The following is a 26,285-nucleotide window of genomic DNA, read 5'->3' as shown; positions in this document are numbered from 1 at the left end:
TGCGGTAGCGGTGCGGTAGCGGTGCCGTTGCGGTGCCGGCTGCCATGGCTGGCGGTTCCGTCCTCAAGCGCCGGACGGGCTGGGTCGGCCGGTGTGCGCCCGCCCTTGTCCTACGGTCGGGGCCGCCTGCCGGGACTGCGTCCTCAGCGCTCGCGACTGGGGTCGGCCCGGTTCGTGCCCGGGATCCTCGCTCGTCGCTTCCGGGCGCATCCCTCCACCGTCCCCTTCGGCCCGTTCGCGGCCACCGGCCGTTGGGGGTACGGGTCCTCCAGCCCGGACGGGCTGAAACTTGCTATCCGGCCGGGAGGGGGCGGTGGAGGGGTTCTCCCGCAGGCGACGAGCGAGGATCCCGGGTAGGAACTGAAGGTGCCGGAGTCGCGAGCGCCGAGGAGAGAGACCCCGGCAGGCGCCCCCGACCCCACGGCCAACCCAGCCCGTCCGGCGATTGAGGACGGAACCCTCGGCCATGGCAAACGGCACCCGGGTCACGGACCGAGCTCCGCGACGACCGCCGCGTGGTCCGAGGGGCATACGCCGTCCACAGGGACGTCGCCCGCGCGGCGGGCGGAGCGGATGGTGCCGAGGCCGCCGGGGCCGGGGAGGCCGACGTGGATGTAGTCGATGCGCCAGCCGCGCTCGAAGGTGAGTGAGGGGTAGTCGTTGGCCAGGTCCCAGGTGACGGACGGTGCCTGCGGGTCGGCGAGGTGCCAGGCGTCCATGAGTCCCTGGCTGCCGAACAGCCGTAGTTCGTCCGAGTCCGGCTCGGCGTTGAAGTCGCCGGTGACGATGGGCGGGTGGTCCGTGCCGGCGCCGGAACCGCGCTCCGCGACGAAGCGGGCGACGGCGGCGACTTGCCGGCACCGCACCGCGGATTCACGCGGGGCGGAGTTCAAGTGCGTGGTGAAGAAGGGCACTTGGTGCCCGGGCGCGTCCAGCAGCGTGTACAGGGCCGTGCGGCCGTCGTCCGTGCCGTCGTCGACAGGGAGCCGGAGTGAGGCGTGCTCCGCGATGGGCCAGCGGCTGAGGACCGCGTTGCCGACGTCGACCGTGGCGTCGCCGAGGCGCTTGTGGAACCGCCAGGGGGCGTCGGAGGCGACCCAGGTCCAGTGCATGCCGAGTTCGCCGGCGAGCCAGGCGGCGAGGTTGTCGTCGCCCTGGGCCCAGACCTCCTGGAGCCCGATCACGTCGGGCCGGATGTCGCGCAGGACGTCGAGAATCGCATGCTGCCGCTGTTCCCAGGGCCCGAATCGCCACCACAGATTCCACGTCATCACGCGCACACGGCGATCATTCCTGCTTGAGCCACGCCAGGTCCAGCTCGTCGGCGGTGCGCGCGAGGATGGAGCGGAGCTCCGCGGCCTCCTCGGTCTCGCCGAGCGCGTCCGCGAGCAGGGCCTGCGCGGCGGCCACGTGCGGGCGGGCACCGCAGCCGGCGCGCAGTTGGAGGGAGCGGCGGGCGAGGGCTGTCGCGCGCTCGCGGTCGCCGTCGTCGAGTGCCTGGCCGCCCTGGTGGCGGACGACGTACGACTCCAGCAGCGGGTCGTCGGCGGCTCGGGCGAGGGTCAGGGCGCGGGCGTATCCGGCGGCCGCGGCCGTGGCGTCGCCGTGGAGGTTGTCCAGGGTTATGGAGTGCCAGAAGGCGGCCCAGCCGGCGAGCGGGGCGTGGCCGTCCAGTAAGCCGAAGGCCTCGGCGGGGTCGGGGCCGAGCGGGGCGCCGTCCAGCTTGCGCAGGAGCCGGAAGTATTCGAGCTGTGCGGTGAGGAAGGCGGCCAGCTCGGGCTCCGCGCCGGCCGCCGCCCCGACCGCGGCGAGGGCTTCGTCGAACGGGTCCAGCCGCCAGGACTGCCGGTCGACGAGGATCTCGGCGCGCAGCGCGGCTCCGGCCGGGCCGTCCGGGAGGTACCGCAGGGCGGTGTCCCACTGGCCGGCCCGCTGGAGGTGGCGGGCGGCGGCGAGTGCGGGTACGGCAAAGTAGGTGGCGTCATGAGTCATGACGGCTACGGTCGCAGCGAACAGGTAGGTGGTCAAGTGCGTTACGAGGACTACATGGGCAATGTTGCCCGGCTGGCCGTGGAGATCGTCAACGCCGACGGGACAGCGGGCAGCCCGGCCGACCTGAGCCCGGAAACGGCACAGATGTTCAGCGAGCACCGCATCCACCCGCCGCAGTGGCCCGAGCTCGCGGCCCTGCTCCCCGCCCTGCGTGCGGCCGTCGCCGCCGTCGCCGACGGCGGGCCGCTCGGCCCCGTCAACCGGCTGCTCACCCGCTTCCCGCCCCGCCTGCACGTCAGCGACCACGACGGCCCCGGCACCGCCCATCTGCACTACGCGCCCGACGGCGAGCCCGCCGCCCGCTGGCTGGGCCGGACCTGCGCCGCCGCCCTGGCCCACATCGCCTGCGGGACACCGGACGTCACCGTCGGCCGCTGCCGGGCGGAGGGCTGCCCGCGCTTCTTCGTCGACCAGTCGCGCAACCGCAGCCGCCGCTTCTGCTCCAACACCTGCGCCAGCCGCACCACGGTGGCCGCCCACCGGGCCCGCCAACGGCCGGGAGAATGAGAGCCTGTGCAGATGTCCACCCCCACCCGAGTGATCGTGCTCAACGGCGGCTCCAGCTCCGGCAAGTCCGGGATCGCCCGCTGCCTGCAGGCTCTGCTGCTGCCGGACCCCTGGCTGACCTTCGGCGCCGACACCCTCGTCGACGCGCTGCCCGCGGCTATGCGGGCCTCTGACACCGGGATCGACTTCGGCCCGGACGGCGAGGTCAGCGTCGGCGAGGCCTTCAAGGCTCTGGACGAGGCCTGGGCTCAGGGCGTCGCCGCCATGGCCCAGGCGGGCGCGCGGGTCGTCGTGGACGAGGTCTTCCTCGGCGGTCCCGCCTCGCAGGAGCGCTGGCGCAAGGCGCTGCGCGGCCTGGAGGTCCTGTGGGTCGGGGTGCGCTGCGACGCGGCGGTGGCCGCCGGGCGCGAGACCGCCCGGGGCGACCGGGCGACCGGGATGGCCGAGTCCCAGGCGGAGCTGGTGCACCGGGGAGTGGTGTACGACCTGGAGGTGGACACGGCCCGCGCGGAGTCCGTCGACTGCGCACGGATCATCGCCGCGCGCGTGACGCGTGTGCTTTCATAGGGGCATGCGTACGAACTTCTTCGACCTCGGGCCCCTGTGGCCGGGTCGTCGTGCGCACCATTTCGACCAGAGCTGTCGTCGGGGCTGAATTCCGCCTTCCCCCCGACCACCCCCGTGCTCTGGAGCTCTCCCCATGGCCCTGTCCGACAGGGCGGGCGGTCCCACGCCGCTTGTCCTTTCCCAGCTGCGCGCACTCGTACGCGGCTTCGCCGCCGCCGTCGAGGGCGGTGCGCACCGGCCCGTCCACGATCCCGGCGCCCGCTGGTACACCCGGCTGCACCACGACCCGTATGTCGACGTCTGGCTGATCACCTGGCCCCGCGACACCTCCACCGAGCTGCACGACCACGCCGGCTCCCTCGGGGCCCTCACCGTCGTGCGCGGCTCCCTCACCGAGCACCGCTGGGCCTACGACGGCCGGGGCGGCGGCGCGATCGCCACCCGGGAGCTGTCCGCCGGGCGCGGGGCGGCGTTTCCGCTCGGCCATGTCCACGATGTCGTGAACACCTCCGAGGAGCCCGCGGTGAGCGTCCACGCGTACTCGCCGCCGCTCACCGCGATGTCGTACTACGCCGTCGACGACGCGGGCTCGCTGCGCAGGACGCGTACCGTGCTGACCGATGAGCCCGAACCCCAGTCCCTTCAGGAGGCCCTGCGATGACCACGACCGAATCGGGCATCGACCGCCTGCTGCGCGAGGCCCGCGCCCGCCTCGACCGGATCGGGCCGCAGCAGGCGGCCGCCGAACTGGCGGCCGGCGACGCCCTGTTGGTCGACATCCGCCCGGCGGCGCAGCGGGAGCGCGAGGGCGGTTTCGCGCAGGCGCTGGTGATCGAGCGCAATGTGCTCGAGTGGCGGCTCGACCCGCTCAGCGACGCGCGCATCCCGGAAGCGACGGGCCATGGTGTGCGCTGGATCGTGGCCTGCTCCGAGGGCTACACGTCCAGCCTCGCGGCGGCCGCGCTCCAGGACATCGGCCTGTCCCGGGCCACCGACCTGGAGGGCGGCTTCCAGGCCTGGCGGCAGGCGGGGCTCCCGGTCGGCTGACCCAGCCCGTCCGGCGTTCCCGTTCCGTCCTCAATCGCCGGACGGGCGTCGCGGGCGGTGCCGCCTGCGCCGGTGTCGTTGCGGTGCCCCCGGCCCGTGGTTGCCGGTCCGTCCTCAATCGCCGGACGGGCGTCGCGGGCGGTGCCGCCTGCGCCGGTGTCGTTGCGGCGCCCCCGGCCCGTGGTTGCCGGTCCGTCCTCAATCGCCGGACGGGCGTCGCGGGCGGTGCCGCCTGCGCCGGTGTCGTTGCGGCGCCCCCGGCCCGTGGTTGCCGGTCCGTCCTCAATCGCCGGACGGGCTGGGTTGGCCGTGGGGTCGGGGGCGCCTGCCGGGGTCTCTCTCCTCGGCGCTCGCGACTCTGGCACCTTCAAATCCTTGCCCGGGATCCTCGCTCGTCGCCTGCGGGAGAACCCCTCCACCGCCCCCGCCCGGCCGGAGACGTTTGCTTCAGCCCGTCCGGGCCTGAAGGACCCGTACCCCCACCGGCCGGTGGCCGCCAACCGGCCGAAGGGGACGGTGGAGGGATGCGCCCGGAAGCGACGAGCGAGGATCCCGGGCACGAACCAGGCCGACCCGAGTCGCGAGCGCTGAGGACGCAGTCCCGGCAGGCGGCCCCGACCGTACGACAACAGCAGGCGCACAACGGCCAACCCAGCCCGTCCGGCGCTTGAGGACGGAACCGCCAACCATGGCGGGCGGCAACGCAACAACACCGGGCGCAGGCGGCACCGCCGCGCGGCCCGTCCGGCGCTTGAGGACGGAACGAGCAACCCCGACCGACGCCACCGCAAACCGCAACGGCACCGGCACCGGCTCAGAGCTTGCGGTCCCGCCCCTCCCAGTACGGGTCGCGCAGCCGCCTCTTGTAGAGCTTGCCGTTGGGGTCGCGCGGCATCTCGGCGGTGAAGTCGACGGACTTGGGCCGCTTGTAGCCCGCGAGCCGCTGCTCGCAGTGGGCGAGGATCGCCGCGGCCAGCTCGGGCCCGGGGTCGTGTCCCGGGGCGGGCTCGACGACGGCCTTGACCTCCTCGCCCCAGTCGTCGTGGGGGATGCCGAAGGCGGCGGCGTCGGCGACGGCGGGGTGGGTGAGGAGGACGGCCTCGATCTCGGCGGGGTAGATGTTGACCCCGCCGGAGATGATCATGTCGATCTTGCGGTCGCGGAGGAAGAGATAGCCGTCCTCGTCGAGATAACCGAGGTCGCCGACGGTGAAGAAGTCGCCGATGCGGTTCTTGCGGGTCTTGTCCTCGTCCTTGTGATAGCGGAAGCCGCCGGTCTTCATGTTGATGTAGACCGTGCCCAGTTCGCCCGGCGGCAGCCGGTTCCCGTCGTCGTCGTGGATCGCGATCTCGCTGAACGGCCAGGCCTTGCCGACCGTTCCCGGCTTCTTCAGCCAGTCCTCGGCCGGGGCGAAGGTGCCGCCGCCCTCGCTGGCGGCGTAGTACTCCTCGACGCACGGGCCCCACCAGTCCAGCATGGCTCGCTTGACGTGCTCGGGGCAGGGAGCTGCGCCGTGGATGGCGTGCCGCATGGACGACACGTCGTACCGGCCCCGCACCTGGTCCGGGAGGGCCAGCAGCCGGTGGAACTGGGTCGGGACCATGTGGGTGTGGGTGCAGCGGTGGCGGTCGATGAGCCGGAGCATCTCCTCGGGCGTCCACTTGTCCATCAGGACGACCGGGTGCCCGATGTGCAGCGACGCGCCCGCGAACTGCAGGACGGCGGTGTGGTAGAGCGGCGAGCAGACCAGGTGCGTGTTGCCGTCGTACGGCTTGATGCCGAAGACGCCGAGGAAGCCGCCGAGATACGTCTCCTCCGGGGGCTTGCCGGACAGCGGGCGGCGGATTCCGCGCGGGCGGCCGGTGGTTCCGGAGGTGTAGTTCATGATGCCGCCGCTGGTGCGCTCGGCCGGGGGTGTGTCGGGCTGCCCGGCCAGGAGTTCCTCGTACGGGCGGAAGCCGTCGATGACGCCCACCGCGTAGCGGCGCTCGGCCGGGAGTCCGGCCTCGTCGGCGGCGGCGCGGGCCTGCTCGCCGTAACGGGCGTGCGCGACCAGGACCTTCGCACCGGAGTCGGCGACGATCCAGGCGATCTCGGGGGCGACGAAGTGGTGGTTGACCGGCACGAGGTAGAACCCGGCCTGGAAGGCGGCGAGATACGCGGTGAAGAACTCCACCCCGTTGGGCAGCACGACGGCCACCGCGTCGCCGGGACGCATGCCCGCCGCGCGCAGCCCGTGGACCAGCCGGTTGGCGGCGGAGTGCAGCCGGGCGGCGGTCCACTCCTCGCCGTCCGGGGCGACGAGCACGATCCGGCCGGGGTCGGCGGCGGCCTGGGCCCAGAAGCCGTTGGTACCGGTTGTTGTGGTCATGCCCTGCCCCCGATCGTGTTCAGCCGGTCCAGGGCCCGCTCGAAGCCCCGGGTGAGGTCGTCGAACACCGCCTGGACGCTGCGCCGTTCGTTCATCTGGCCGACGATCTGGCCCACCGGCGTGCCGAGCAGCGGCCCGATCTCGTACCTCTGGATCCGGCTGATCGCGTCCGCCACCAGCAGCCCCTGCAGGGGCATCGGCAATGGCCCCGGCCCGGCCGGGTCCTCCCACGCGTCGGTCCACTCCGTACGCAGCTGACGGGCCGGCTTGCCGGTCAGCGCGCGCGACCTGACGGTGTCGCCCGAACCCGCCGCGAGCAGCTTGGCCATCAGCGCCGGGGACGGGAGCTCGGCCTCCGTCGTGGTCAGCCACACCGAGCCGAGCCACACGCCCTGCGCGCCCAGCGCCAGCCCCGCGGCCACCTGCTCCCCGGTCCCGATGCCCCCGGCGGCCAGCACCGGCAGCGGATCCACGGCCCGTACGGCCTCCGGGACCAGCACCATGCTGGCGATCTCGCCGGTGTGGCCACCCGCCTCGTACCCCTGCGCGACGACGATGTCGATACCCGCGTCCTGGTGGTGCTTGGCATGCCGCGCGCTGCCGGCCAGGGCCGCGACCAGGATGCCGTGGTCATGGGCGCGCTCGACGATGTCGGCGGGCGGCGAGCCCAGCGCGTTCGCGAGCAGCTTGATCGGATACTCGAACGCCACGTCCAGCTGCGACCGCGCGACCTGCTCCATCCACCCGGTGATCCGCCACCCCGACACATCGTCCGGGCCCAGCTCCGGCACGCCGTGCTTCGCCAGCACCTCGCGTACGTAACTCCGGTGGCCTTCGGGGATCATCGCCTCGACGTCCGCCTCGGTGACGCCCTCGATCTTCTTCGCCGGCATCACCACGTCCAGGCCGTACGGCCGCCCGTCGGTGTTCGCCTCCAGCCAGTCCAGACTCCGCGCCAGCTCGTCCGCCTGCGCGTACCGCACCGCGCCGAGCACGCCCATCCCGCCGGCGCGGCTGATCGCGGCCGCGACGGCGGGGAACGGCGTGAAGCCGAAGATGGCGTGCTCGATGCCCAGCCTCTTGCTCAGCGACGTCTCCATGCGGGCAGCATGCCGCAGGGTGCGCGCGAGCGGAAGACATTTTCTGACGCTGCGTCAGATTTTGCTGTCCGGCGTCAACGCCTCAGCCGTGCCGCCGGTGCACCGCCACCTGCCGGTACAGAGCCAGCGCCTCCGCCGCCCGTCCCAGCTGCTCAAGGCAGTGCGCCTGGTCGTTGCGGCTGGCGAGGGCATCGGGGTGGGCGGGGCCGAGCACACGCTCGCGGGTGTCGGCGACGTCGGCGTAGACGGGCAGGGCCGTGGCCCAGTTGCCGAGCCAGCCCAGACAGACGGCGATCTCCCGCTTGCTGACGAGGGCGTCGGGGTGGTCGGGGCCGAGGACGCGCTCGCGGATGGCGGCGATGTCGCGGGCCTCGGTGAGGGCTTCCTCCCAGCGCCCGAGGCGGCCGAGGTTGACGCCGAGGCCGTGGCGGGCGCGCAGCGTCTCGGGGTCGGCGCCACCGGCGGTGCGGGTGCGGGCGGCGACGAGGTCGCGGTAGAGGTCGTACGCCTCGGGGCTGCGGCCGAGGCGGCCCAGGGCGATACCCGCCTCGTACCGCGCGGCGAGGGTGTCGGGGTGGTCCTCGCCCAGCTCCGCGGCCCGTACGGCGGCGACCTGACGATAGGCCTCCAGCGCCTCGGCCCAGCGGTCGAGCCGGCCCAGCAGATAGCCGGCCTCGCAGCGGGAGGCGAGCGTGTCGCGGTGCGCGGGGCCCAGGACGCGCTCGCGCGAGGCGGCGACCTCGGCGGCCATGACGTAGGACTCGTCGAGCCGGCCGAGGCGGCCGAGGTTGAAGGCGAGGTTGTGGCGGCAGGCCAGCGTGTCGGGGTGGTCGGCGCCGAGGAGGCGCTCCCGCGCGGCGAGCACGGCGGAGTAGCCCTGGTGGGCGTCGACATGGCGGCCGAGCTGGCCGAGGACGTACGCGGCCTCCTGCCGGGCGGCCAGCGTGGCGGGGTGGTCGGGTCCGAGGAGGCGGTGCCGGGCGGCGGCGACGAATTCGTACGTGGCCAGGGCCTCGTCGGCGCGGCCGAGCCGGCTGAGGCAGTAGCCGAGCTCGTACCGGCTGGCGAGGGTGTCCGCGTGATCCGCGCCGAGTGCCCGCTCACGCTCGGCCGCGACGCCCCGGTGAACGGCCTCCGCCTCCTGCCAGCGGCCGTGCCGGGCCAGGCTGATGCCCGCGTCGTGCCGTCCGGCGAGCAAGCCGAGCAGCCCGGGCGGGGGCGTGGCGGCCCGGGTGGACCACGCACCGGTGAGCTCGGGCGGCGTACCGGCGCCACGCGACGCGCCGGAAACCCGCTGGGCGCCGGAGCGGACGGCCAGGTCACTGGCCCAGGGCGGCAGGCCGACGGCCGGCACGGCGACCGGGAGGGCAGCCGGCGCGGCGCTCATCGCCTTGAGTCGGCCACAGACGTCGGCCGCGTTCTCCGGGCGGTCGTCGGGGGCCTTGGCCAGCAGGTCGAGGATGAGCCGGTCCAGCTCCTCCGGCAGTTCGGCGCGATGGCCGCGCGGCGGCCGGGGCGCGGTGTCACGGTGCCCGACGAGCACCGCCCACGCGTCGCCGAGGTCGAACGGCGGTGCGCCGGTGGCCAGTTCGTACAGGACGCAGCCCAGTGAGTACAGGTCGCTGCGGTGGTCGATCTCCTCGTCCGCGCCGATCTGCTCGGGCGACATGTAGTGCGGGGTGCCCATGGCGATGCCGGTGCCGGTCAGCCGCGACGTGAAGCCGATGTCGTGGCCGAGCCGCGCGATGCCGAAGTCGCAGATCTTCACCGATCCGTCCGACAGCCGCATGATGTTGGCCGGCTTGAGGTCGCGGTGCACGATGCCCTGCGCGTGCGTGTACGCGAGGGCCGCCGCGACCTGCTCGGCGATGTCCATGACATCCGGCACCGGGAGCGGATGGCCCCGGGTGTCCTGGAGCACCTGCAGCAGATTACGGCCGTCGAGCAGCTCCATCACCAGGTACAGCACGCCCTCGTGCTCACCGAAGTCATGGACGACCGTCACCCCCCGGTGCTGCAGCGCCGCCGCGACCCGCGCCTCACGCCGGAAGCGCTCCTGCAGCACCCGCGAGAACGCCGGATCCGCCGAGCCGCTCAGCGGCTTCAGGCACTTCACCGCCACCTTCCGCCCCAGCGACTCGTCGAGCGCCCGCCACACCTCCCCCATCCCGCCCCGGCCGATCAGCTCCTGCAGCCGGTACCGGTTCTGGATCAGCTTTCCCGAGTCCTCATCCCCGCCGCGCCTGTCGTACCTGTCGTTTCCCTGCTGCCCAGCCGCCATGGTGCGCCGCCGCCCCCGTCGTTCCGCCCTCTTCCCCGCCCCCAGTATTGCTCTATTTACCGCAATCTGTACGCCGACGGATGCGTGCCCGGTCCGAGCCGCCCCACCGCCTTCGGGATATGCCCCGGCGGCAACTGCCACCTCAGATACCCGGGCACCGCCCGCAGCGCCCGGCCCGCCATCCTCAGCCGCCGGGTCGCCGTCGCCACCGGCGGCGCCGGACAGCCGTACATCGCCTGCGCGAAGGGCGGCAGCGCGGCGTACGCGAGCGCCGTCACCCGGTGCCACACCGCGTACCGGACCGGCACCAGCGCCCACGGCACGGGCGGTGCCTGCAGGAACGCGAACACCTCGAACGCCTCGTCGGTGACGGCCAGTTCAGGACGCACCTTCTCGAAGTAGGCCGCCAGCTGCTCCCTGTCGGCAGGTATCCCGTGCTCCGCCGGGTCAAGGCCGACCAGGCGGGCGGCGGTGCGCTGCTCGTCCACGTACGCGTCCGCCTGGGCGTCGGTCAGCGGGAAGCCGGAGCGCCGGCCGGTGTCGAGACAGGAGTCGATCTCCGCGCAGTGCACCCACAGGAGCAGTCCGGGCTCGTTCACGGCATACCGCTCGCCGGTGTCCGGGTCGGTGGCCGTCAGCCTGCGGTGGATCGCGCGCACCCTGGCGGCGGCGCGTTCCGCCTCCAGCGTGCTGCCGTAGGTGATCGTGCCGACGAAATCCGCGGTGCGCAGCAGCCGGCCCCAGGCGTCCCTGCGGATGTCGCTGTTCTGGAGGACGCCCCGCACCGCACGCGGGTGCAGCGCCTGCAGATACAGCGCCCGCACCCCGGCGATCCACATCATCGGATCGCCGTGCATCTGCCACGTCACCGAGTCCGGCCCGAACAACCCGGGGTCCGCGTCGCGCACGGCCGCACCTCCCCATGCAGCAGTGGCTCTCCATTTCTGAGCATACTTTCGTCCCCCGGATCGGTGGGAAGAGGTCCATGCCTCCTTCCAGTGACACCTTGCCGGGGGCCTTTCGGCCCTGTCGTCCGCCGCCCACCGGTGGTCCACTGGAGGTGGAACCAAGGGCCGCAGCCAACGGCGCGGAGAAGCGGGATCGACACCGCGCACCGCGCAAGCGAGTCCGGGAGACCCGGACAGGCCCTTGGTTCCTATAGCTGCCGCGCCGCGGTGGAGGAGAACGCCATGCGCATCGTGTCCACCCCTGTGGTGATCACAACCGCCGTGCTCGCGGCGGGCACCGTGCTGGCCGCCTGCGGAGGCGGCGGACCGGCTGCTTCACCGAGCGCCTCCGGTACGCCCTCCGCCACGGCCACCGGCACGACCGGCGGCACCTCGGGTGGCGCCACCGGCGGCCCCGGCCGCACCGCAAGCCCCTCTGCGACGCTCTCGCCCACGCCCCGGCAGGTGCGCACCGCCGTGTACTTCCTGCACGGCGGGAATCTCTCCCCGGCCCCGCGCACCGTGGCCCCACCCGCCACCGCGGCAGCCGCCCTGCGGGCCCTGCTGGCCGGTCCGGACGGTTACGAGCGTGGCCACCGGCGCGGTACGGCGATCCCTTCCGGCACGACGCTCCGCTCGATCGCGGTCCACGACCGCATCGCGACCGTCGATCTGTCCGGACGCTACGACGACGGGGGTGGCAGCCTCTCCATGAGGTCCCGCCTGGCCCAGGTCGTGTTCACCGCCACGCGGTTCTCCGGGATCGACAAGGTCCGTTTCGAACTGGACGGCAAGCCGGTCACGGCCTTCGGCGGCGAGGGCGTCGTCCTGAACCACCCCGTGGGACGTGCGGACTTCGAGGACCTGGCGCCGGCCGTCCTGGTGGAATCGCCGCTCATCGGCGACACCGTACGCGCCCCGGTCCGGGTCCGGGGCACCGCGAACACCTTCGAGGCGGTCTTCCGGCTGCGGATCACCGACGCCGCCGGGCGGGTCGCGGCCGACGTCCGCGTCACCGCCACCTCGGGCACAGGCACGCGCGGCACCTTCGACGTGACGGTCCCCTGCCGTGCCCACCGGGCCGGCGCCGGCACCCTGACGGCGTACTTCGACTCGCCGAAGGACGGCGCCGAAGTCACCGTCGACACCGTCCCCTTGAACCTGACCCGATGAACTCCCCGACGGCCCCGCAGCTGCGGTCGGTCGGGGAAGTGGCGGCCGTAGCGGTCGTAGTGATCGTGACGGCCGGGATGGTCGTCCCTGAAGTGCTGAACGCTGAGGAAAGCCGACAGCGCCAGGATTCCCACGGCCATCATGATCAGGCCGACGAGTTCGCGGTTGGCTGTTGATCGCGGGCACCCGACGCGCCCGCGACTCCCCTGCCACCATCCCGAGCCGCCGTCCCCGTGGACAGGGGCCCTCAGGCCCCGGCGGCGGGGACGGTCGGCCCCTGCCCGCCGGGCAGACCGCCGCGCGATCGTGGATGTGTACGACGAGCCGGGAGGCCGACATGACGGAACTCACGGACGCGCGACCGATTGTCGTCGGAGTCGACGGATCGGGCGCATCGCTCGCCGCGCTGCGGTGGGCCGTGACCCAGGTACACCGGCTGGGCGCGCCGATCGTGGCGGTCCACGCCCGGGAGCGGACCGACAGGCTGCGCGCGGCCTACGCGCCCACCCCCGCACACCGTGCCCCGGCCGACGAGTGGCCGCGCCCGGACCGGGCGTGGCGCGCCGCCCTGACCGAAGCCGGCGTACGGGTCGTGGCGGACGAGGGACTGCCGACGGCCGTGCTGCTCCGGCACGCCGACGACGCGCTGATGCTCGTGGTGGGACGCGGGGCTCACGGGGACGGCTGGCTTCCCGGTCCGGGTCCGGTCGCCCGTGACTGCGTACGGAAGGCCCGGTGCCCGGTCGTCACCGTGCCGGAGCCCAGGGCGGCTGCCCGTTCGGTGACCGCCCCCGTCAGGAGCTGAGTCATGGACGCGCACGGGTCGCCGCACGGACATGTGGTCGTCGGAGTGGACGGTTCTCCGCAGGCCGAGCGGGCGCTGGACCAGGCGGTGGGGGAGGCGCGGCGGCGCGGTGTGCCGCTGGAGATCGTGCACGGCCTGCCGTGGGTACGCCACCTGGGCACCGGGCCGCAGTACGCCGTCCCCTCGCCCGGTGACGCCCGCGACCTGGTGGAGTCGGCCGCGGCGAGGGCCGTCCGCTCCGTCCCCGGGCTGGAGGTGCTGGTCTCACCGGTGGCCGAGGACGCGGCCGCGCTGCTCGTACGGCTCAGCCGGGACGCGGCGCTCACGGTGATCGGCACCCGTGGGTTCGGCGGATTCGCCGGGCTGATGCTCGGCTCGGTCAGCCTGCGGGTCGCCGCCCATGCCGCCGGTCCGCTGCTGGTCGTACGCGGCGACCTGCCGCCCGAGCACAACCGGCTGCGGCACGACACGGTGCTGCTGGGCATCGCGGACGCGACCGACGCCGACGCGGCGGCCTTCGCCTTCGAGGAGGCCGGCGCCCGGAACGCGAAGCTGACAGTGCTCCATGCCTGGACCTACCGGCATTTCACCCCGCCCGGCGAACCGCTGAGGCACACCGGGCCGACCCGCGAGGACATCGCGGCGCTGGCGCGAAGCGAAGCGGATGTGCCGGAGCGGGTGGTGGCCGCGCTGCGCGAGAAGTACCCGCAGGTGCGGACGCACGTCAGGACCGTACGCGGCGGAGCCGCGAGCATGCTGGTCGAGGCGAGCCGCGCCGCCGACGTCGTCGTGGCTGCCGCCCACCGCAGGCAGAGCCCGCTGGCACTGCGACTGGGCCCGGTCGATCACGCTCTGCTGCACCACGCGCACTGCCCGGTGGCCCTGGTGCCCGGCCTCTCCGGCGGCGCCCCATGACCTCCGTACTGGTGGGATACGCAAGCGAGCACGGCTCCACCCGCACGGTCGCGGAGCGGATCGGTGCCCGGCTGGGAGCCGACGTCAGGTCCCTGGACGAGGTCGAGGACCCCGGGGCGTACGAGGCGTTCGTGCTCGGCAGCGCCGTCCACGGGCAGGCGTGGCTGCCGGAGGCCGCCGCCTTCGTGCGGGCGAACCGGGAGATGCTGGCCGGACGGCCGGTGTGGGTCTTCAGCGTCGGCATGCCGGGCGCCCTGCGCGGCCCGTGGAAACTGCTGGCCGGCAAGGAGGAGCCGCAGGTGATCGGTGCGATCCAGGCGGCCCTGGGTCCCCGGGGCCATCGGCTCTTCTCCGGCGTCGTCAGCCGTGACCACTTCCCCCTCACCGGCCGCCTGGTGTTCCGGCTGATGGGCTGCCGGTACGGCGACTACCGCGACTGGGCCGCCGTCGACGCCTTCGCCGAGGAGATCGCGCGGGCCCTCACCCGGCCATGACGGGGCCGACGGGCCCTGTCGGCCTGACCCGTACGGCCCTCCCGGCGGCTGCTCGCGGGCGGCCACGCTGGCTGTATGTCCGCAGCGACCGCACCAACGGAAGCCCCGCCGGAGACCGCGCAGGCCGTCCTGGAATGCACGCATCTGGTCAGGCGCTTCGGTGACCGGACCGCCGTCGACGACGTCACCCTGACGGTGGCGCCCGGCGAGACCTACGGCCTGCTGGGGCCCAACGGGGCCGGGAAGACGACGACGATCCGGATGGCCTGCGGGCTGCTGCGACCGGACAGCGGGACCGTCCACGTCGCCGGCCGGCCGGTCGGCACCGGGACCGGGCCTGCGAAGCGGCTGATCGGCTACGTGCCGCAGGAGGTCGCGCTCTACGCCGACCTCAGCGTGCGCGAGAACCTGCGCTTCTTCGGCCGCCTGTACCGGCTGCCGCGCCGCCGCCTCGACCGGCGGGTCGACGAGGTCCTGGAGCTGACCGACCTGACGAGCCGGGCCGGCGACCGGGTCGACTCGCTGTCCGGCGGGATGCGCAGGCGGCTCAACATCGGTGCCGGGCTGGTGCACTCCCCGACTCTGCTGGTGCTCGACGAGCCCACGGTCGGCGTCGATCCGCAGAGCCGGCACGCGGGAGGAGGCCGAGCGGCTCTGCGACCGCGTCGGCATCATCGACCGCGGCCGCCTGGTCGCCGAGGGCACCCCGCGACCGCACCGCGCTGTTCTTCATGGTGCTGCTGCCGGTCGCGATCATCGTCGTCATCGGCGCCGTGGTCAGCGGCATCGACGAATTCCGGGTCGCCGTCGTACCTGCCTCGTCCGGGTCCGGCGCCGGACCCGTCGCCAGCGAGCTTGCATCCGACCTCGACCGGTCGGACGGTGTAAGAGTGATCCGGTACGCCGACGAGTCCACGGCCCGCACCGCCGTGCGACGCGGCGAGGTCGACGCCGTGGTGCTGGTCCCCACCGGGCTCGACGCCGGCATCCGGGCCGGCCGGGATGTCACCGTGCCGGTGCTGGTGGAGCCCTCGGGCGCAAACGGTCACGCGGCCGTGTCGTCGGTGGCCGCCGCCGTGTCCGAGCACGCCGCCCGGCTGCAGGCGGCCCGGTTCGCTGCCGGCACCGTGGGCGGGACCTTCGACGAGCGGCTGGCCCAGGCCCGTACGGTCCAGAAGACCATCCCGGCCATCGCCGTGCGGAGCGAGACCGTCAACGGGCAGAGCGACTACCTGCCGCTGGGCTACGGATACAGCACCCCGACCATGCTGGTGCTGTTCGTCTTCATCAACTCCCTGGCCGGTGGCGCGGCCATCGTCTCGACCCGGCGCTCCGGGGTGTACGCCCGTGCCCTGGCCGCACCCGTCAGAGCCCGCTCGCTGGTGCTCGGCGAGGCCGTCGCCTACCTGGCGCTGGCGCTCGTGCAGTCCGCGCTGATCGTGGGCATCGGCTCGCTGGCCTTCGGCGTGTCCTGGGGCGACCCGCTGGCGGCCGGGCTGCTGATCGCCGTATGGGCGCTGGTCGGCACCGGCGCGGGCGTGCTGTCCGGGGCGTTCTTCCGCACCCCCGAGCAGGCGAACGCGATCGGCCCGGCGCTCGGCATCGGCCTGGGCATGCTCGGCGGCTGCATGTGGCCGCTCGCGATCGTCCCGTCCTGGCTGCGCACCATGGGCCACGCCGTGCCGCAGGCCTGGGCGGTCGACGCCTGGACCGAGCTGCTGTCCCGGAACGGCGGCGTACTCGACATCCTCCGCGAACTCGCGGTCCTCACCGCGTTCGCGGTCGCCCTCCTGGCGCTGGCCTCACTCGGCCTGCGCCGACGGCTGACCTCGGCCGTCGTCGTACGAAGGAGCTGATCGCCATGTCCGTGCCCTCTCGACCGGTCCGCGTGGAGGCGGAGCTGGACGCCCCGCTGTCGCGCTGGCTGTGGCTGGTCAAGTGGATTCTGGTCATCCCGCACTGGATCGTGCTGTTCTTCCTCTGGATCGCCTTCACGCTGGTGAGCGTGGTCGCGTTCTTCGCGATCCTGTTCACCGAGCGCTATCCGCGCGCCCTGTTCGACTTCAACGTCGGCGTGCTGCGCTGGACCTGGCGGGTGGCGTACTACTCCTACGGCGCGCTCGCCACCGACCGCTATCCGCCCTTCAGCCTGGGCGAGGATTCCGGTTACCCGGCCCGGCTGGACATCGCCTACCCGGAGAAGCTGTCGCGCGGGCTGGTGCTGGTGAAGTGGTGGCTGCTGGCCATCCCGCACTACATCATCGTCGGCTTCTTCCTGGGCGGCTTCCGGATGGGCTGGTGGTCCGGTGGGCTGACCGCCTTTCTCGCGATCATCGCCGGCTTCCACGTGGCCTTCACCGAGAAGTACCCGAGGGATCTGTTCGACCTGATCATCGGGTTCAACCGGTGGGTGCTGCGGGTCGCCGCCTACGCGGCTCTGATGACGGATGTCTATCCGCCCTTCCGGCTGGACATGGGCGGCAGCGAGCCGGAGGAGGAGCTGCCGTGATCACCGCCGTGGCCGCCGCGTTACTGATCGCGCACGGGCTGCTGCACCTGGGCGTCTGGGCGCCGCACGACCGGCGCTACCGGCCTGAGCCCTTCGACCCCCGCCGTTCCTGGGCGCTCGCGGCGGCGCGCGTCGCCGACTTTCCGGCCGCCGCGGTCTCCGTGGCGCTCGCCTCCGACACGGCGATCCTCTACGTGCTGGCAGGCGTGGGCCTGGCGGTGGGCGCCGGCTGGTGGTCCATGGCCGCCCTCGTGGCCGCCTCCTGGGGTCTGGTCCTGAAAGCGATCTGGTTCCACCCGTGGCTGACCGCCGGGGCGCTGCTCGACGCCGCGGTCGTCCTCGCCGTGGCCCAGTCGTGGCCCGGTTCGCTGGACTGACCCGCCCCTGGAGGGCGGCCACGGGTCGCCGCTCGGCCGGCTCAGTGGGCGGGCGGGGCGGTGTCCGGCCGGTTCGATACGGCGGCGTAGTCGGGGACGTAGGTCTGGAAGTCGCGCGGGGGCCGCTCGTAGCCGGTGGAGGGCGGGCGCGGGGGCAGTTCCAGCGGCGGTCGCTGGACCTCGTAGTACGGGACGGTGGACAGCAGGTGGGCGATCATGTTGAGCCGGGCGCTGCGCTTGTCGTCGCTCTCGACGACGTACCAGGGTGCCTCGGGGATGTCGGTGTGCACGAACATCTCGTCCTTGGCGCGGGAGTACGCCTCCCAGCGGGTGACGGACTCCAGGTCCATGGGCGAGAGCTTCCAGCGTCGCGTGGGGTCGTCCAGACGAGCGCGGAAGCGCTGCTCCTGGACGGCGTCACTGACCGAGAACCAGTACTTGCGCAGCAGGATGCCCTCCTCGACCAGGAGGCGTTCGAAGATCGGGCACTGGTGGAGGAAGCGCGCGTGCTCCTCCTTGGTGCAGAAGCCCATGACGTGCTCGACGCCCGCGCGGTTGTACCAGCTGCGGTCGAACAGCACGATCTCCCCGGCGCCGGGCAGCAGCTCGACGTACCGCTGGAAGTACCACTGCGTGCGTTCCCGCTCGGTCGGCGCGGGCAGCGCGGCGATCCGGGCGACACGGGGGTTGAGGTGCTCGGTGACGCGCTTGATGGTGCTGCCCTTGCCCGCCGCGTCGCGGCCCTCGAAAACGACGACCAGCCGGGCGCCCTCGGCCCGCACCCACTCCTGGAGCTTGACCAGCTCCACCTGCAGGCGCAGGAGCTCGCTCTCGTACGCCTGCCGGGACCACTTCTTGCCGGCCGCCATGGCCGCCTCCTTCGACGCCGCGTTGGAACGGTGCCCGGGTGTCCACGCTACGGCGCAACGGCGGCGCGGACCGCGTGACCCGGCCAGGTGGCCCGTCCGGCCCATGCGCCCGGCCGGATGCCGGGCCAGGCTTGACGTACGGGGAGAAAGAAGAATCGATCATGAAGGCATTCGTTTTCCACGGTCCCGGGCAGTCCGCCTGGGAGGACGTCGCCGACCCCGGTGTCGAGGACCCCACGGACGCGATCGTCCGTGTCGACGCCGTCACCATCTGCGGCACCGACCTGCACATCCTCAAGGGCGATGTGCCGGACGTCCGGCCCGGCACGATCCTCGGCCACGAGGCCGTCGGCGAGGTCGTCGAGGTCGGCCGTGGCGTCAGCACCGTCCGGCCCGGGGACCGGGTACTGGTCTCGTGCATCACCGCGTGCGGGCGCTGCCGGTACTGCCGCGACAGCGCGTACGGGCAGTGCCGTGGCGGCGGGGGCTGGGTCCTCGGCCACCTGATCAACGGCACGCAGGCCGAATACGTACGGGTGCCGCACGCGGACCTGTCCGTGCACCCGCTGCCCAGCGCGGTGAACAGCCAGGACGCCGTGCTGCTGGCCGACATCTTCCCCACCGCCTACGAGGTGGGTGTCCTCAACGGCGAGGTGCGCCCCGGCGACACCGTGGTCGTGGTCGGGGCCGGGCCGATCGGGCTCGCCGCGATCGCCACGGCCCAGCTGTTCTCGCCGGGCAGGATCATCGCAGTCGATCTCGCCCAGCCCCGTCTGGAGGCGGCCAGGCAGCTCGGCGCGGACGCGGTGGTCAATGCCGCCGAGGGCCCCGAACGGCTGGTCGCGGACCTCACCGAGGGTCTGGGGGCGGATGTCGTCATCGAGGCGGTCGGCGTGCCCGAGAGCTTCGAGCTGTGCACCCGTATGGTGCGCCCGGGCGGGCACGTCGCCAATATCGGCGTCCACGGCAAGCCCGCGACGCTGCACCTGGAGGACCTGTGGATCAAGAACCTGACGATCCGAACCGGCCTGGTCGACACGTACTCCACTCCCACCCTGCTGCGGATGATGGCCGCCGGACGGCTCCCCGCGTCGTCGCTGGTCACCCACACCTTCGAACTCGACGGCATGGAGGAGGCCTACGAGGTCTTCTCCCGGGCGGCCGACACCGGCGCGCTGAAGGTCGTGCTCGGGGGCAAGCACCACGACATGGTCTCCCTCCGGGGCGCATGAACGCGAAAGGATGTGACCGGTCATGACCGAGGACGCGAAGGCCACGGGGGACATCGGGCGCCGGATCGCACAACGACGCCAGGAGCTGGGACTCACCCGGGAGGAGGCGGCAGCCCGCGCGGGCGCCGCTCCCGGGTACCTGCAGTACGTCGAGGAGCATCCGGAGGCCTCGCCCGACGCGAACTTCCTGCTGCGGCTGGCCGAGGCGCTGGAGACCTCCGTCGGCCGGCTGCGCGGCGGCGACACCGGCCTGCCGCCGGGCACCGGCCGGGCCGGCCGCCATCCCGAGCTGGTGGAGCTGGACCCCGAGGAGTGCTGGGACCACCTGTCCACACACGGGGTGGGACGCATCGCGGTCTCCACGCCGGACGGCAGCCCCGCCATCGCCCCGGTCAACTACACCGTCGTGGACCGCGCCATCACGTTCAGGACCGCGAGCGGCGCCACGCCCGCGCTGGCCGTCGGCACCGAGACGGCGTTCGAGGTGGACCACATCGACGAGGCCCTGAGCGAGGGCTGGAGCGTGCTGGTGACCGGGCACGCCGATCGCGTCACCGACCCGGACGCCGTCCGCCGGCTCGCCGAGGCGGCCCACACCGAGCCATGGGCGGGCGGCGAGCGCGAGCTGTGGGTCCACGTCGAAGCGGAGCGCCTCACGGGACGGCGGATCCTGACGCACTGACGCGCGTCCCGCCAGGAGTGCCCGAACGGGTAAGCCCGCAGGGACAGTTGGCCCCTGTGGCCGGTGCCCCGCCCGGCGGACAGTGGCGGTATGGACAGACGCATAGTGATTCTGGGAAGCGGTACCGGTGGCACGCTGACGGCCAATCGGCTGCGGCGTCACTACGACGAGAGCGAGTTCCGGATCATCGTGGTCGACCAGGACGACGACCACGTCCACCGGCCCGGGCTGGTCTCCGTCCCCTTCGGGCTCACCGCGCCCGAGGCGATCGTCCGTCCGCGGCACCTCCAGCTCCACGACGGGATCGGCTTCCGCCGGGCGAAGGCCGCCGCGGTCGACCTCGACGCGGACAGGGTGCACTTCACCGACGGGTCCTCCCTCGGCTACGAGGTGCTGGTGCTGGCCACCGGCACGACTGCCCGGCCGGAGGAACTCCAGGGCCTGACCGGCCCCGGACGGGGCGAGAGGGTCTTCACCCTTCACGATCTCCCCGGCGTCGTCGCCCTGCGCCGCGCCCTGGACGCCTTCGAGGGCGGCCGGCTGGTGGTCGGCGTCGCCGGCATGCCCGGCACGTGCCCTGCCGCCGCGCTGGAGTTCTGCTTCCTCGCCGACCGGTACTTCCATCGGCGCGGGATCCGCGACCGCGTGGCCCTGGCCTACGTCACCCCGCTGGACGGCGCGTTCGGCCGGCCCGCCGCGTCCCGGGTGCTGGGCCGGCTGCTGGAGGCCAAGGGCATCGAACTGGTGACCGGGTTCGCCACCGCCACCGTCGACGGCGAGGGCGGCCGCCTGGTCTCGTACGACGGCCGCGAGGTGCCCTTCGGCCTGGCGGCCGTCGTACCGCCGCACAGCGGAGCCGCATACGTGGGCCGCTCCCCGGGCCTGGGCGACGAGCGCGGTTTCGTCACCGTCGACAGGCGCACGCTCCGGTCCACGGCCCGGCCCAACGTCTTCGCCATCGGCGACGCCACGGGGACGCCCGGCCCCGAACTGGTATCGGCGGCCCACAGCCAGGGCCAGGTGCTGGTGAACAACATCCGCCGGTTCCTCGCCGGCCGGCCGCTCGACGGCTCCTTCGACGGGCCCGCCGGCGGTTTCGTCGAGACCGGCTTCGGCAAGGCCCTGCTCGTGGACTTCGCGCAGGACACCGAGCCGCTGCTCAGGGAGTCCCGCCTCAACCACTTCGGCCGGCGGGCGTCCCGGTGGCTGTACTGGAACAGCGTGCTCCCCGGCCGGGAACTGCCCGGCATCGGCAGCGGCCGGTCGGCCCCTGTCCGGGACCGCGCGGTCGTCCGACCATGGTCCTGACAGCCCGGAACCGCCCGGAACAGCGCGGACTCCGGCGAAGGAGGCAGACATGATCCCGAACCCGTCGCTCGTGGGCGATGTGATGACCACGACCGTGGTGGCCGTGGCCCGTGGTACGTCGTTCAAGGAGATAGTGCGAACGCTCGCGAAGTGGAAGGTCAGCGGCGTGCCGGTGCTGGAGGAGCACAACCGGGTGATCGGCGTGGTCTCCGAAGCCGACCTGCTGCGCACCGAGGAGGCCCGCGACGGCGCCCCGCTGCCCGACGGGGACACGGCCGGGGACACGGCCGGGGATACGGCCGGGGATACGGCCGAAGCCGGTGCTGTCACCGCCGGGCAGCTGATGACGGCTCCCGCCGTCACCGTCCGCGCGGACGACTCCCTTGCCCGGGCCGCGAGGATCATGGCGCTGCACCGGGTCAAGAGGCTGCCCGTGGTCGACGCCGAGGGCCGGCTCAGGGGTGTGGTCAGCCGGGGCGACCTGCTCAAGGTGTTCCTGCGGACGGACGCGGACATCGCGCGGGACGTGCGGCGCGTGGCCGCCGAGTACTTCCCCGACACGTGGGAGTCCGTGCAGGTGCGCGTACACGAGGGCGTCGTCACGCTCGGCGGCCTCGTCCACGACACCTCCGTGGTTCCGCTGGCGGCCCGGCTGGTCCGTACGGTCGAGGGCGTCGTGGACGTCGGCTTCGACATCAGGACCGGTTCGGCCGCCGCCTCGTGAGGCGGCGGCCGGGCTCACTCGTGGACCGAACCCTGGCCGGGCTCAGTCGTGCGGTACGACCGCGACCGGTGCCGGCGAGTGATGCAGCACCGCGTGGGTGACGGGACCGATGTGCGCACCGATCGGCGAGCGGCGGGCACGACGCCCCACCACCACCAGTGAGGCGTCGGACGCGGCCTCGATCAGGTGGCGGGCGGCCTGGCCGATCACGGCGTGCTCGGCCACCTCGACGCCGGGGAACTTCTCGCGCCAGGCGCGCAGCGTCTCGGTGAGCACCGATGCCTCGTCCGTGGCCAGGTCCTCGCTGAGCCAGGGGTCCAGCGCGCCCGGCGTGTAGCCGTACGCGGGAGGCAGGCTCCAGCCGTGGATCACCCGCAGTACGGCGGCACGCCGGGCGGCCGCGTCGAATGCGAATTCGATGAGCTCCTCACTGGGCCGGTCCGTGTCCAGCCCGAGGACCACATCGCGGTACGGGGTGGTCTCCGAGGGCGATCCGTCGGCCTCCGGCCGGTGCTCGTCCTCCTCCATCTCACCGGCCCGTACGAGGACCACCGGCCGCCCGGCCGTGGCCACGGTGGCCTGGGCGACGGAACCGACCAGGAAACCGGCGACCCCGCTCAGCCCCCGGGAGCCCAGGACCAGCAGTTCGGCCTCCTCGGCGGCGAGCGGCAGCACCGCGGCGGGCTGGCCCGCGAGTTGCTCGCTGGTGACCTCCAGCTCCGGGAACAGGACGCGGAGTTCGTCCGCAGCCTCGCGGGGGATCCGCTCGGCCCAATGACGCTGCGTCTCGGGGCCCACGAGCGGGGTCCGGGTGGTGGGTTCCCACTCCCAGACGTGCACGAGCCGCAGCGGCAGCCCACGGCGCAGCGCCTCATGGGCCGCCCATTGCGCGGCGGCCACGCTCTCGCGCGAGCCGTCCAGTCCGACGGTGACGGTGCGGGCCATGATGCGTACCTCCGGGTGGGGAACAGCGGAACTCGGTTCGCGTCCAGACTGGTCGCCGGGAGGGCGGCGCGGCAGGGGCCGCAGGTCCCTGCATGGGGCCGACCGGCCCATGTGGCGTCGGCGTACCGGCTCCGACACTGGCGGGAGGACCGACCGAAGGGCAGGGCATGATGGTTCGCTGCGTCATTGCCGGAATCGACGGGTCCGAGCCCGGTCTGGCGGCGGCCCGCTGGGCCGCGCGGGAGGCGATGCTGCGCGGGTCCGGTCTCCGGCTGATCCACGTGTGGCCGCCGGATCCGTACGCACCGCCGGTGCTGGACCGGGCGGTCTCCGAACTTGCCCTGCGGCACCCGGGGCTGGAGGTTCAGGGCGAGCAGGCCGACGGCAGGGCCCCGGACGTACTCGCCGATGCCGGCCACACCGCCGGCCTGCTGGTTGTCGGCTCGCGCGGGCTCGGCGGATTCCCCGGTCTGCTGCTCGGCTCCGTCGCCGTGGAGACCGCAGGCCGGTCCCCCTGCCCGGTGGCCCTCGTCCCGGAGCAACCCCCGGGCGGCGAACGGCCTCCCGAGGTCGTCCTGGGCATCGACACCCGCCATCCGGCCGCTCCTGCCACCCACTACGCCTTCGACGCCGCCCAGCGCCGCGAGGCCAGGCTCCGCGCGGTCCATGCCTGGAGTCTGCCTTTGCCGTACGGATCGCCCTGGGCCCCGTACGCCGTCACCGAGGGGTACCGTGCGGCCTGGGAGGACGAGGAGGTCCAGTTGCTCCACGACGTGCTGCGCGGCCACCGCCGCGCATACCCGGCGGTACCGGTGGTCAACGACGTCCGGCTCCTCAGCCCCGCGAAGGCCCTCGTGAAGGCCTCCGCCCGTGCGGAGTTGCTGGTCGTCGGCCGTCCCTGCGGGTCCCTGAGCGGCGTACCGCACACCGTCGCCCACCACGCGCGCTGCCCGGTGGTCCTGGTGCCGTGAGCGGTCGCCGCCGTCAGCCGCCCGGAAGATCGAGCGTGCGGGAGTCACCGGGTGACACGGTGAATTCGCGATCGCCGAGGACGACGGTGATCGGGCTCTCGTCGGAGTCGGGGACGCTTATGGCCAGTCGTCCGGAGCGCAGTCGCAGGCCGATGCCCCAATGACCGCGGTAGCGGAGGGAGAGGCTGAACTCCTTGAGTTCGGGCAGGGGTGCGGGGTCCAGGCGGAGGGCGTCGTCGCGGGTTTCCAGGCCGGTGAGGCCGCGCTGTACGAGGTCGAGGGTGCCGGCCATCGCGCCGAGGTGGATGCCTTCGGCGGTGGTGCCGCCCTGGAGGTCGGCGATGTCACCGGTGAGGGCTTCCTGGCAGTACTTCCAGGCCTCGGCGCGGCGGGCGCGGGCGAGGACCCAGCCGTGGACGAGACCGCTGAGGGTGGAGCCGTGGCTGGTGCGGGCGAGGTAGTGGTCGACGGTGGTGCGCCAGGTGGTGTCGTCGAGCGAGTGGCCGAGCCGCCGGAAGAGCCCGGAGAGTTCGGCGGGTGAGAACAGGTAGCCCAGCATCAGGACGTCGGCCTGTTTGGAGGCCTGATAGCGGTTGACGGTGTCGCCCTCGGCTTCCAGGATGCGGTCGAGGCGGCGGATGTCGCCGTAGCGGTCGCGGTAGGCCTCCCAGTCGAGCTCGGCGAGGTCGCCGTAGCCGTCGAACTGGCTGATGACGCCCCGGTGGAAGGGGACGCGCAGGCGGAGGGAGACGTCCTCCCAGCGGTCCAGTTCGGCCGGGTCCAGGGCGATGCGCTCGAAGAGTTCCTGACGGCGCGGGCCCGGCAGGGTGCCGGCGAGATCCAGGGCTCGGGCGAGGACCCAGGCGGCGGTGACGTTGGTGTAGGCGTTGTCGTCGAGCCCTGGCCCGGCGGCGCCGGGATACGCGTCGTGGTACTCGTCGGGGCCGACGACACCAAGGATGCGGTAGCGCTCGTGGTCCGGGTCCCAGACGGCGCTGCTCGCCCAGAAGCGGGCGATCTGGAGCAGCATCTCCGCGCCCGCGGTGTGCATGAACTCGGTGTCTCCGCTGGCCTGTCCGTACTGCCAGACGTTGTACGCGATCGCCGAGCCGACGTGGCGCTGGAGGCGGGAGTGGTCGGGCAGCCAGCGGCCGGAGCGGGGGTTGAGGTGCAACCGCTGGGTCTCCTCGCGGCCGTCGCTGCCGCTCTGCCAGGGGTACATGGCGCCCGCCCGGCCCGCCTCGGCCGCCTCGCGCACGGCGGCGCCGAGCCTGCGGTGCCGGTAGGCCAGCAGTCCGCGCGAGACCTCGGGGAAGTGCAGGTTGAGATAGGGCAGGACGAACAGCTCGTCCCAGAAGACATGGCCCCGGTAGGCCTCGCCGTGCAGGCCCCGGGCCGGTACGCCGACGTCGAGCCCGGCGGTGTGCGGTGAGAGGGTCTGCAGGACGTGGAACAGGTGGAGCCGCAGGACGTGGCCGGCCTCGTTGGGGACCTCCAGCTCGGCTCGCCGCCAGAGGCGGTTCCAGGCGGCGGCGTGGCCGGTGAGCAGCCCGGGGAAGTCGGCGGCCCGCTCGACCCGGTCGAGGGCGGCGTGCCGGGGGTCGCTGATCGCCAGATCGCGGGAGGTGTGCAGGGCCACCGTCTTCTCCACGACGACCGGCGCTCCGGCGGCGATGGGCAGCGTCAGCCGGTGCACGGCGCTGCGGGCGGCCGGCTCCAGCAGCCTGGCCGTCGGGGCACCGCCCTGCGTGACACGGGTGCGGGCGGCCATCGCGACGCGGATGTCGGACGCCGAGGTGCGGCAGCGCAGCCATACGGTGTCCGTGCCGGCGGCTCCGGTGTGCCAGCGGGTGAGATGGCGGCCGTCGAGGTCGCGGTAGCGCTCGACGCCCGCGTTGGTGACGTCGCCGTCGATCGCGGACTCGACCTCCAACTCGCCCGACCAGCCCTCCGCCGTGAACTCGGTGCGCAGCGCGGCGAGGTGCGGGTCGCCCATGTGCACCAGCCGGCACTGCTCGACGGCCAGTACGCGGCCTTGTGAGTCCCTCAGCCGCATACGGCGGGTCAGGGTGCCCTGGCGCAGGTCGAGGGTCTGCCGGTACTCCAGCGGCGCGATGTCGTCGGGGTCGAACCAGGCGCCGTCCTTGGCCCGGAAGCGCAGCGGGAGCCAGTTCGGGAGGTTGACGATGTCCTCGTTCTCGACCGCGCGGCCGGCGACCTGCGAGGTGAGACGGTTGTAGCAGCCCGCGACATACGTGCCGGGGTAGTGCGCCGGGCCGGCCGTGGCCTCCGGGGCGGCGCCGCGCGTGGCGAAATAGCCGTTGCCCAGCGTGCACAGTGACTCGCGCAGTCGTTCCTGCGCCGGGTCGTAGCCCTCGTGGATCCAGGTCCAGGTCCCGTCCGGCATGT

The 26,285-nt window shown here is 73.2% G+C and carries 27 protein-coding genes; 18 read left to right on the top strand and 9 right to left on the bottom strand.

The genetic code is table 11. The features are described from left to right. Window positions 1–485: 485 nt before the first annotated feature. Window positions 486–1,280 carry an endonuclease/exonuclease/phosphatase family protein gene (locus tag OG607_RS40490; protein ID WP_405734573.1) on the bottom strand — a complete coding sequence of 265 codons (795 nt, stop codon included), beginning with the start codon at window positions 1,278–1,280 and terminating at the stop codon, window positions 486–488. Between the two features lie 7 nt (window positions 1,281–1,287). Then, the gene (locus OG607_RS40485; RefSeq protein WP_405734571.1) at window positions 1,288–1,992 is read right to left on the bottom strand and encodes a hypothetical protein; all 705 of its coding nucleotides are present in this window, start codon (window positions 1,990–1,992) and stop codon (window positions 1,288–1,290) included. Window positions 1,993–2,028: 36 nt separating this feature from the next. On the opposite strand from OG607_RS40485, the gene OG607_RS40480 reads away from it, so the two are divergent. The 4 genes from OG607_RS40480 (at window position 2,029) to OG607_RS40465 (ending at window position 4,173) form a co-directional block, all read left to right on the top strand. Next, complete coding sequence (locus OG607_RS40480) at window positions 2,029–2,559, top strand: CGNR zinc finger domain-containing protein (protein WP_405734569.1); 531 nt, start codon at window positions 2,029–2,031, stop codon at window positions 2,557–2,559. Window positions 2,560–2,571: 12 nt separating this feature from the next. Continuing rightward, window positions 2,572–3,126, top strand: coding sequence for a chloramphenicol phosphotransferase CPT (gene cpt, locus OG607_RS40475; RefSeq protein WP_405734567.1), 555 nt, complete (start codon window positions 2,572–2,574; stop codon window positions 3,124–3,126). 133 nt (window positions 3,127–3,259) lie between these two features. Continuing rightward, a complete protein-coding gene (locus OG607_RS40470; protein ID WP_405734565.1) occupies window positions 3,260–3,787 on the top strand; it encodes a cysteine dioxygenase in 528 nt (175 codons plus the stop codon). After that, on the top strand, window positions 3,784–4,173 hold the full coding sequence (locus OG607_RS40465; RefSeq protein ID WP_405734563.1) for a rhodanese-like domain-containing protein: 390 nt from the start codon (window positions 3,784–3,786) through the stop codon (window positions 4,171–4,173). The genes OG607_RS40470 and OG607_RS40465 overlap by 4 nt, the downstream gene beginning before the upstream one ends. Before the next feature lie 814 nt (window positions 4,174–4,987). On the opposite strand, the gene OG607_RS40460 is transcribed toward OG607_RS40465, so the two are convergent. From OG607_RS40460 to OG607_RS40445, 4 genes are all read right to left on the bottom strand, one after another. Further along, window positions 4,988–6,544: an acyl-CoA synthetase gene (locus OG607_RS40460; protein WP_405734561.1), complete on the bottom strand. Its 1,557-nt coding sequence runs from the start codon at window positions 6,542–6,544 to the stop codon at window positions 4,988–4,990. Then, window positions 6,541–7,644 carry an NAD(P)H-dependent flavin oxidoreductase gene (locus OG607_RS40455; protein ID WP_405734559.1) on the bottom strand — a complete coding sequence of 368 codons (1,104 nt, stop codon included), beginning with the start codon at window positions 7,642–7,644 and terminating at the stop codon, window positions 6,541–6,543. The genes OG607_RS40460 and OG607_RS40455 overlap by 4 nt, the downstream gene beginning before the upstream one ends. Window positions 7,645–7,726: 82 nt before the next feature. Next, window positions 7,727–9,811 carry a tetratricopeptide repeat protein gene (locus OG607_RS40450; RefSeq protein WP_405737391.1) on the bottom strand — a complete coding sequence of 695 codons (2,085 nt, stop codon included), beginning with the start codon at window positions 9,809–9,811 and terminating at the stop codon, window positions 7,727–7,729. A gap of 170 nt (window positions 9,812–9,981) precedes the next feature. Continuing rightward, on the bottom strand, window positions 9,982–10,782 hold the full coding sequence (locus OG607_RS40445; RefSeq protein WP_405737390.1) for an oxygenase MpaB family protein: 801 nt from the start codon (window positions 10,780–10,782) through the stop codon (window positions 9,982–9,984). A gap of 333 nt (window positions 10,783–11,115) precedes the next feature. Here OG607_RS40445 and OG607_RS40440 point away from each other — a divergent pair, with 333 nt between their 5' ends. From OG607_RS40440 to OG607_RS40400, 9 genes are all read left to right on the top strand, one after another. Next, window positions 11,116–12,045 carry a Gmad2 immunoglobulin-like domain-containing protein gene (locus OG607_RS40440; RefSeq protein ID WP_405734557.1) on the top strand — a complete coding sequence of 310 codons (930 nt, stop codon included), beginning with the start codon at window positions 11,116–11,118 and terminating at the stop codon, window positions 12,043–12,045. Beyond that, window positions 12,042–12,221 carry a hypothetical protein gene (locus OG607_RS40435; protein WP_405734555.1) on the top strand — a complete coding sequence of 60 codons (180 nt, stop codon included), beginning with the start codon at window positions 12,042–12,044 and terminating at the stop codon, window positions 12,219–12,221. The genes OG607_RS40440 and OG607_RS40435 overlap by 4 nt, the downstream gene beginning before the upstream one ends. Window positions 12,222–12,382: 161 nt before the next feature. Further along, on the top strand, window positions 12,383–12,850 hold the full coding sequence (locus OG607_RS40430) for a universal stress protein (RefSeq protein ID WP_405734553.1): 468 nt from the start codon (window positions 12,383–12,385) through the stop codon (window positions 12,848–12,850). 3 nt (window positions 12,851–12,853) lie between these two features. Beyond that, a complete protein-coding gene (locus OG607_RS40425; RefSeq protein WP_405734551.1) occupies window positions 12,854–13,765 on the top strand; it encodes a universal stress protein in 912 nt (303 codons plus the stop codon). Beyond that, window positions 13,762–14,259, top strand: a complete 498-nt coding sequence (locus tag OG607_RS40420) for a flavodoxin domain-containing protein (protein ID WP_405734549.1) — start codon at window positions 13,762–13,764, stop codon at window positions 14,257–14,259. The genes OG607_RS40425 and OG607_RS40420 overlap by 4 nt, the downstream gene beginning before the upstream one ends. Window positions 14,260–14,334: 75 nt before the next feature. Continuing rightward, on the top strand, window positions 14,335–15,147 hold the full coding sequence (locus OG607_RS40415; protein WP_405734547.1) for an ABC transporter ATP-binding protein: 813 nt from the start codon (window positions 14,335–14,337) through the stop codon (window positions 15,145–15,147). Beyond that, the gene (locus OG607_RS40410; RefSeq protein WP_405737388.1) at window positions 15,033–16,115 is read left to right on the top strand and encodes an ABC transporter permease; all 1,083 of its coding nucleotides are present in this window, start codon (window positions 15,033–15,035) and stop codon (window positions 16,113–16,115) included. Before OG607_RS40415 ends, OG607_RS40410 begins: the two co-directional genes overlap by 115 nt. Window positions 16,116–16,120: 5 nt before the next feature. After that, window positions 16,121–16,768, top strand: coding sequence for a DUF4389 domain-containing protein (locus tag OG607_RS40405; protein ID WP_405734546.1), 648 nt, complete (start codon window positions 16,121–16,123; stop codon window positions 16,766–16,768). Continuing rightward, window positions 16,765–17,145 (top strand): hypothetical protein, encoded by a 381-nt coding sequence (locus OG607_RS40400; protein WP_405734544.1) that lies wholly within the window; start codon window positions 16,765–16,767, stop codon window positions 17,143–17,145. The genes OG607_RS40405 and OG607_RS40400 overlap by 4 nt, the downstream gene beginning before the upstream one ends. Window positions 17,146–17,186: 41 nt before the next feature. Here the strand turns inward: OG607_RS40400 and ppk2 are convergent, their stop codons facing one another. Next, window positions 17,187–18,014, bottom strand: a complete 828-nt coding sequence (ppk2, locus tag OG607_RS40395) for a polyphosphate kinase 2 (protein WP_405734542.1) — start codon at window positions 18,012–18,014, stop codon at window positions 17,187–17,189. Window positions 18,015–18,175: 161 nt separating this feature from the next. On the opposite strand from ppk2, the gene OG607_RS40390 reads away from it, so the two are divergent. The 4 genes from OG607_RS40390 to OG607_RS40375 all read left to right on the top strand — a co-directional run bounded on the left by OG607_RS40390 (window position 18,176) and on the right by OG607_RS40375 (window position 21,960). After that, window positions 18,176–19,246, top strand: coding sequence for a zinc-dependent alcohol dehydrogenase family protein (locus tag OG607_RS40390; protein ID WP_405734540.1), 1,071 nt, complete (start codon window positions 18,176–18,178; stop codon window positions 19,244–19,246). Window positions 19,247–19,268: 22 nt separating this feature from the next. Continuing rightward, window positions 19,269–19,928, top strand: coding sequence for a helix-turn-helix domain-containing protein (locus OG607_RS40385; RefSeq protein ID WP_405734538.1), 660 nt, complete (start codon window positions 19,269–19,271; stop codon window positions 19,926–19,928). 90 nt (window positions 19,929–20,018) lie between these two features. After that, complete coding sequence (locus tag OG607_RS40380; RefSeq protein WP_405734537.1) at window positions 20,019–21,236, top strand: NAD(P)/FAD-dependent oxidoreductase; 1,218 nt, start codon at window positions 20,019–20,021, stop codon at window positions 21,234–21,236. A gap of 49 nt (window positions 21,237–21,285) precedes the next feature. Continuing rightward, complete coding sequence (locus OG607_RS40375; RefSeq protein WP_405734535.1) at window positions 21,286–21,960, top strand: CBS domain-containing protein; 675 nt, start codon at window positions 21,286–21,288, stop codon at window positions 21,958–21,960. A 42-nt stretch (window positions 21,961–22,002) separates the two neighbouring features. On the opposite strand, the gene OG607_RS40370 is transcribed toward OG607_RS40375, so the two are convergent. Further along, window positions 22,003–22,905 carry a universal stress protein gene (locus tag OG607_RS40370; protein WP_405734533.1) on the bottom strand — a complete coding sequence of 301 codons (903 nt, stop codon included), beginning with the start codon at window positions 22,903–22,905 and terminating at the stop codon, window positions 22,003–22,005. Window positions 22,906–23,072: 167 nt separating this feature from the next. Between OG607_RS40370 and OG607_RS40365 the strand changes: the two genes are divergently transcribed. Next, on the top strand, window positions 23,073–23,876 hold the full coding sequence (locus OG607_RS40365; protein ID WP_405734531.1) for a universal stress protein: 804 nt from the start codon (window positions 23,073–23,075) through the stop codon (window positions 23,874–23,876). A gap of 13 nt (window positions 23,877–23,889) precedes the next feature. Here OG607_RS40365 and OG607_RS40360 read toward each other — a convergent pair whose 3' ends face one another. Next, the gene (locus OG607_RS40360; RefSeq protein ID WP_405734529.1) at window positions 23,890–26,283 is read right to left on the bottom strand and encodes a glycoside hydrolase family 65 protein; all 2,394 of its coding nucleotides are present in this window, start codon (window positions 26,281–26,283) and stop codon (window positions 23,890–23,892) included. Between the last annotated feature and the right edge of the window lie 2 nt (window positions 26,284–26,285).

Source organism: Streptomyces sp. NBC_01537 (assembly GCF_045040445.1).
GTDB lineage: Bacteria > Actinomycetota > Actinomycetes > Streptomycetales > Streptomycetaceae > Actinacidiphila.
This window is presented reverse-complemented; position numbering and strand designations above follow the sequence as displayed.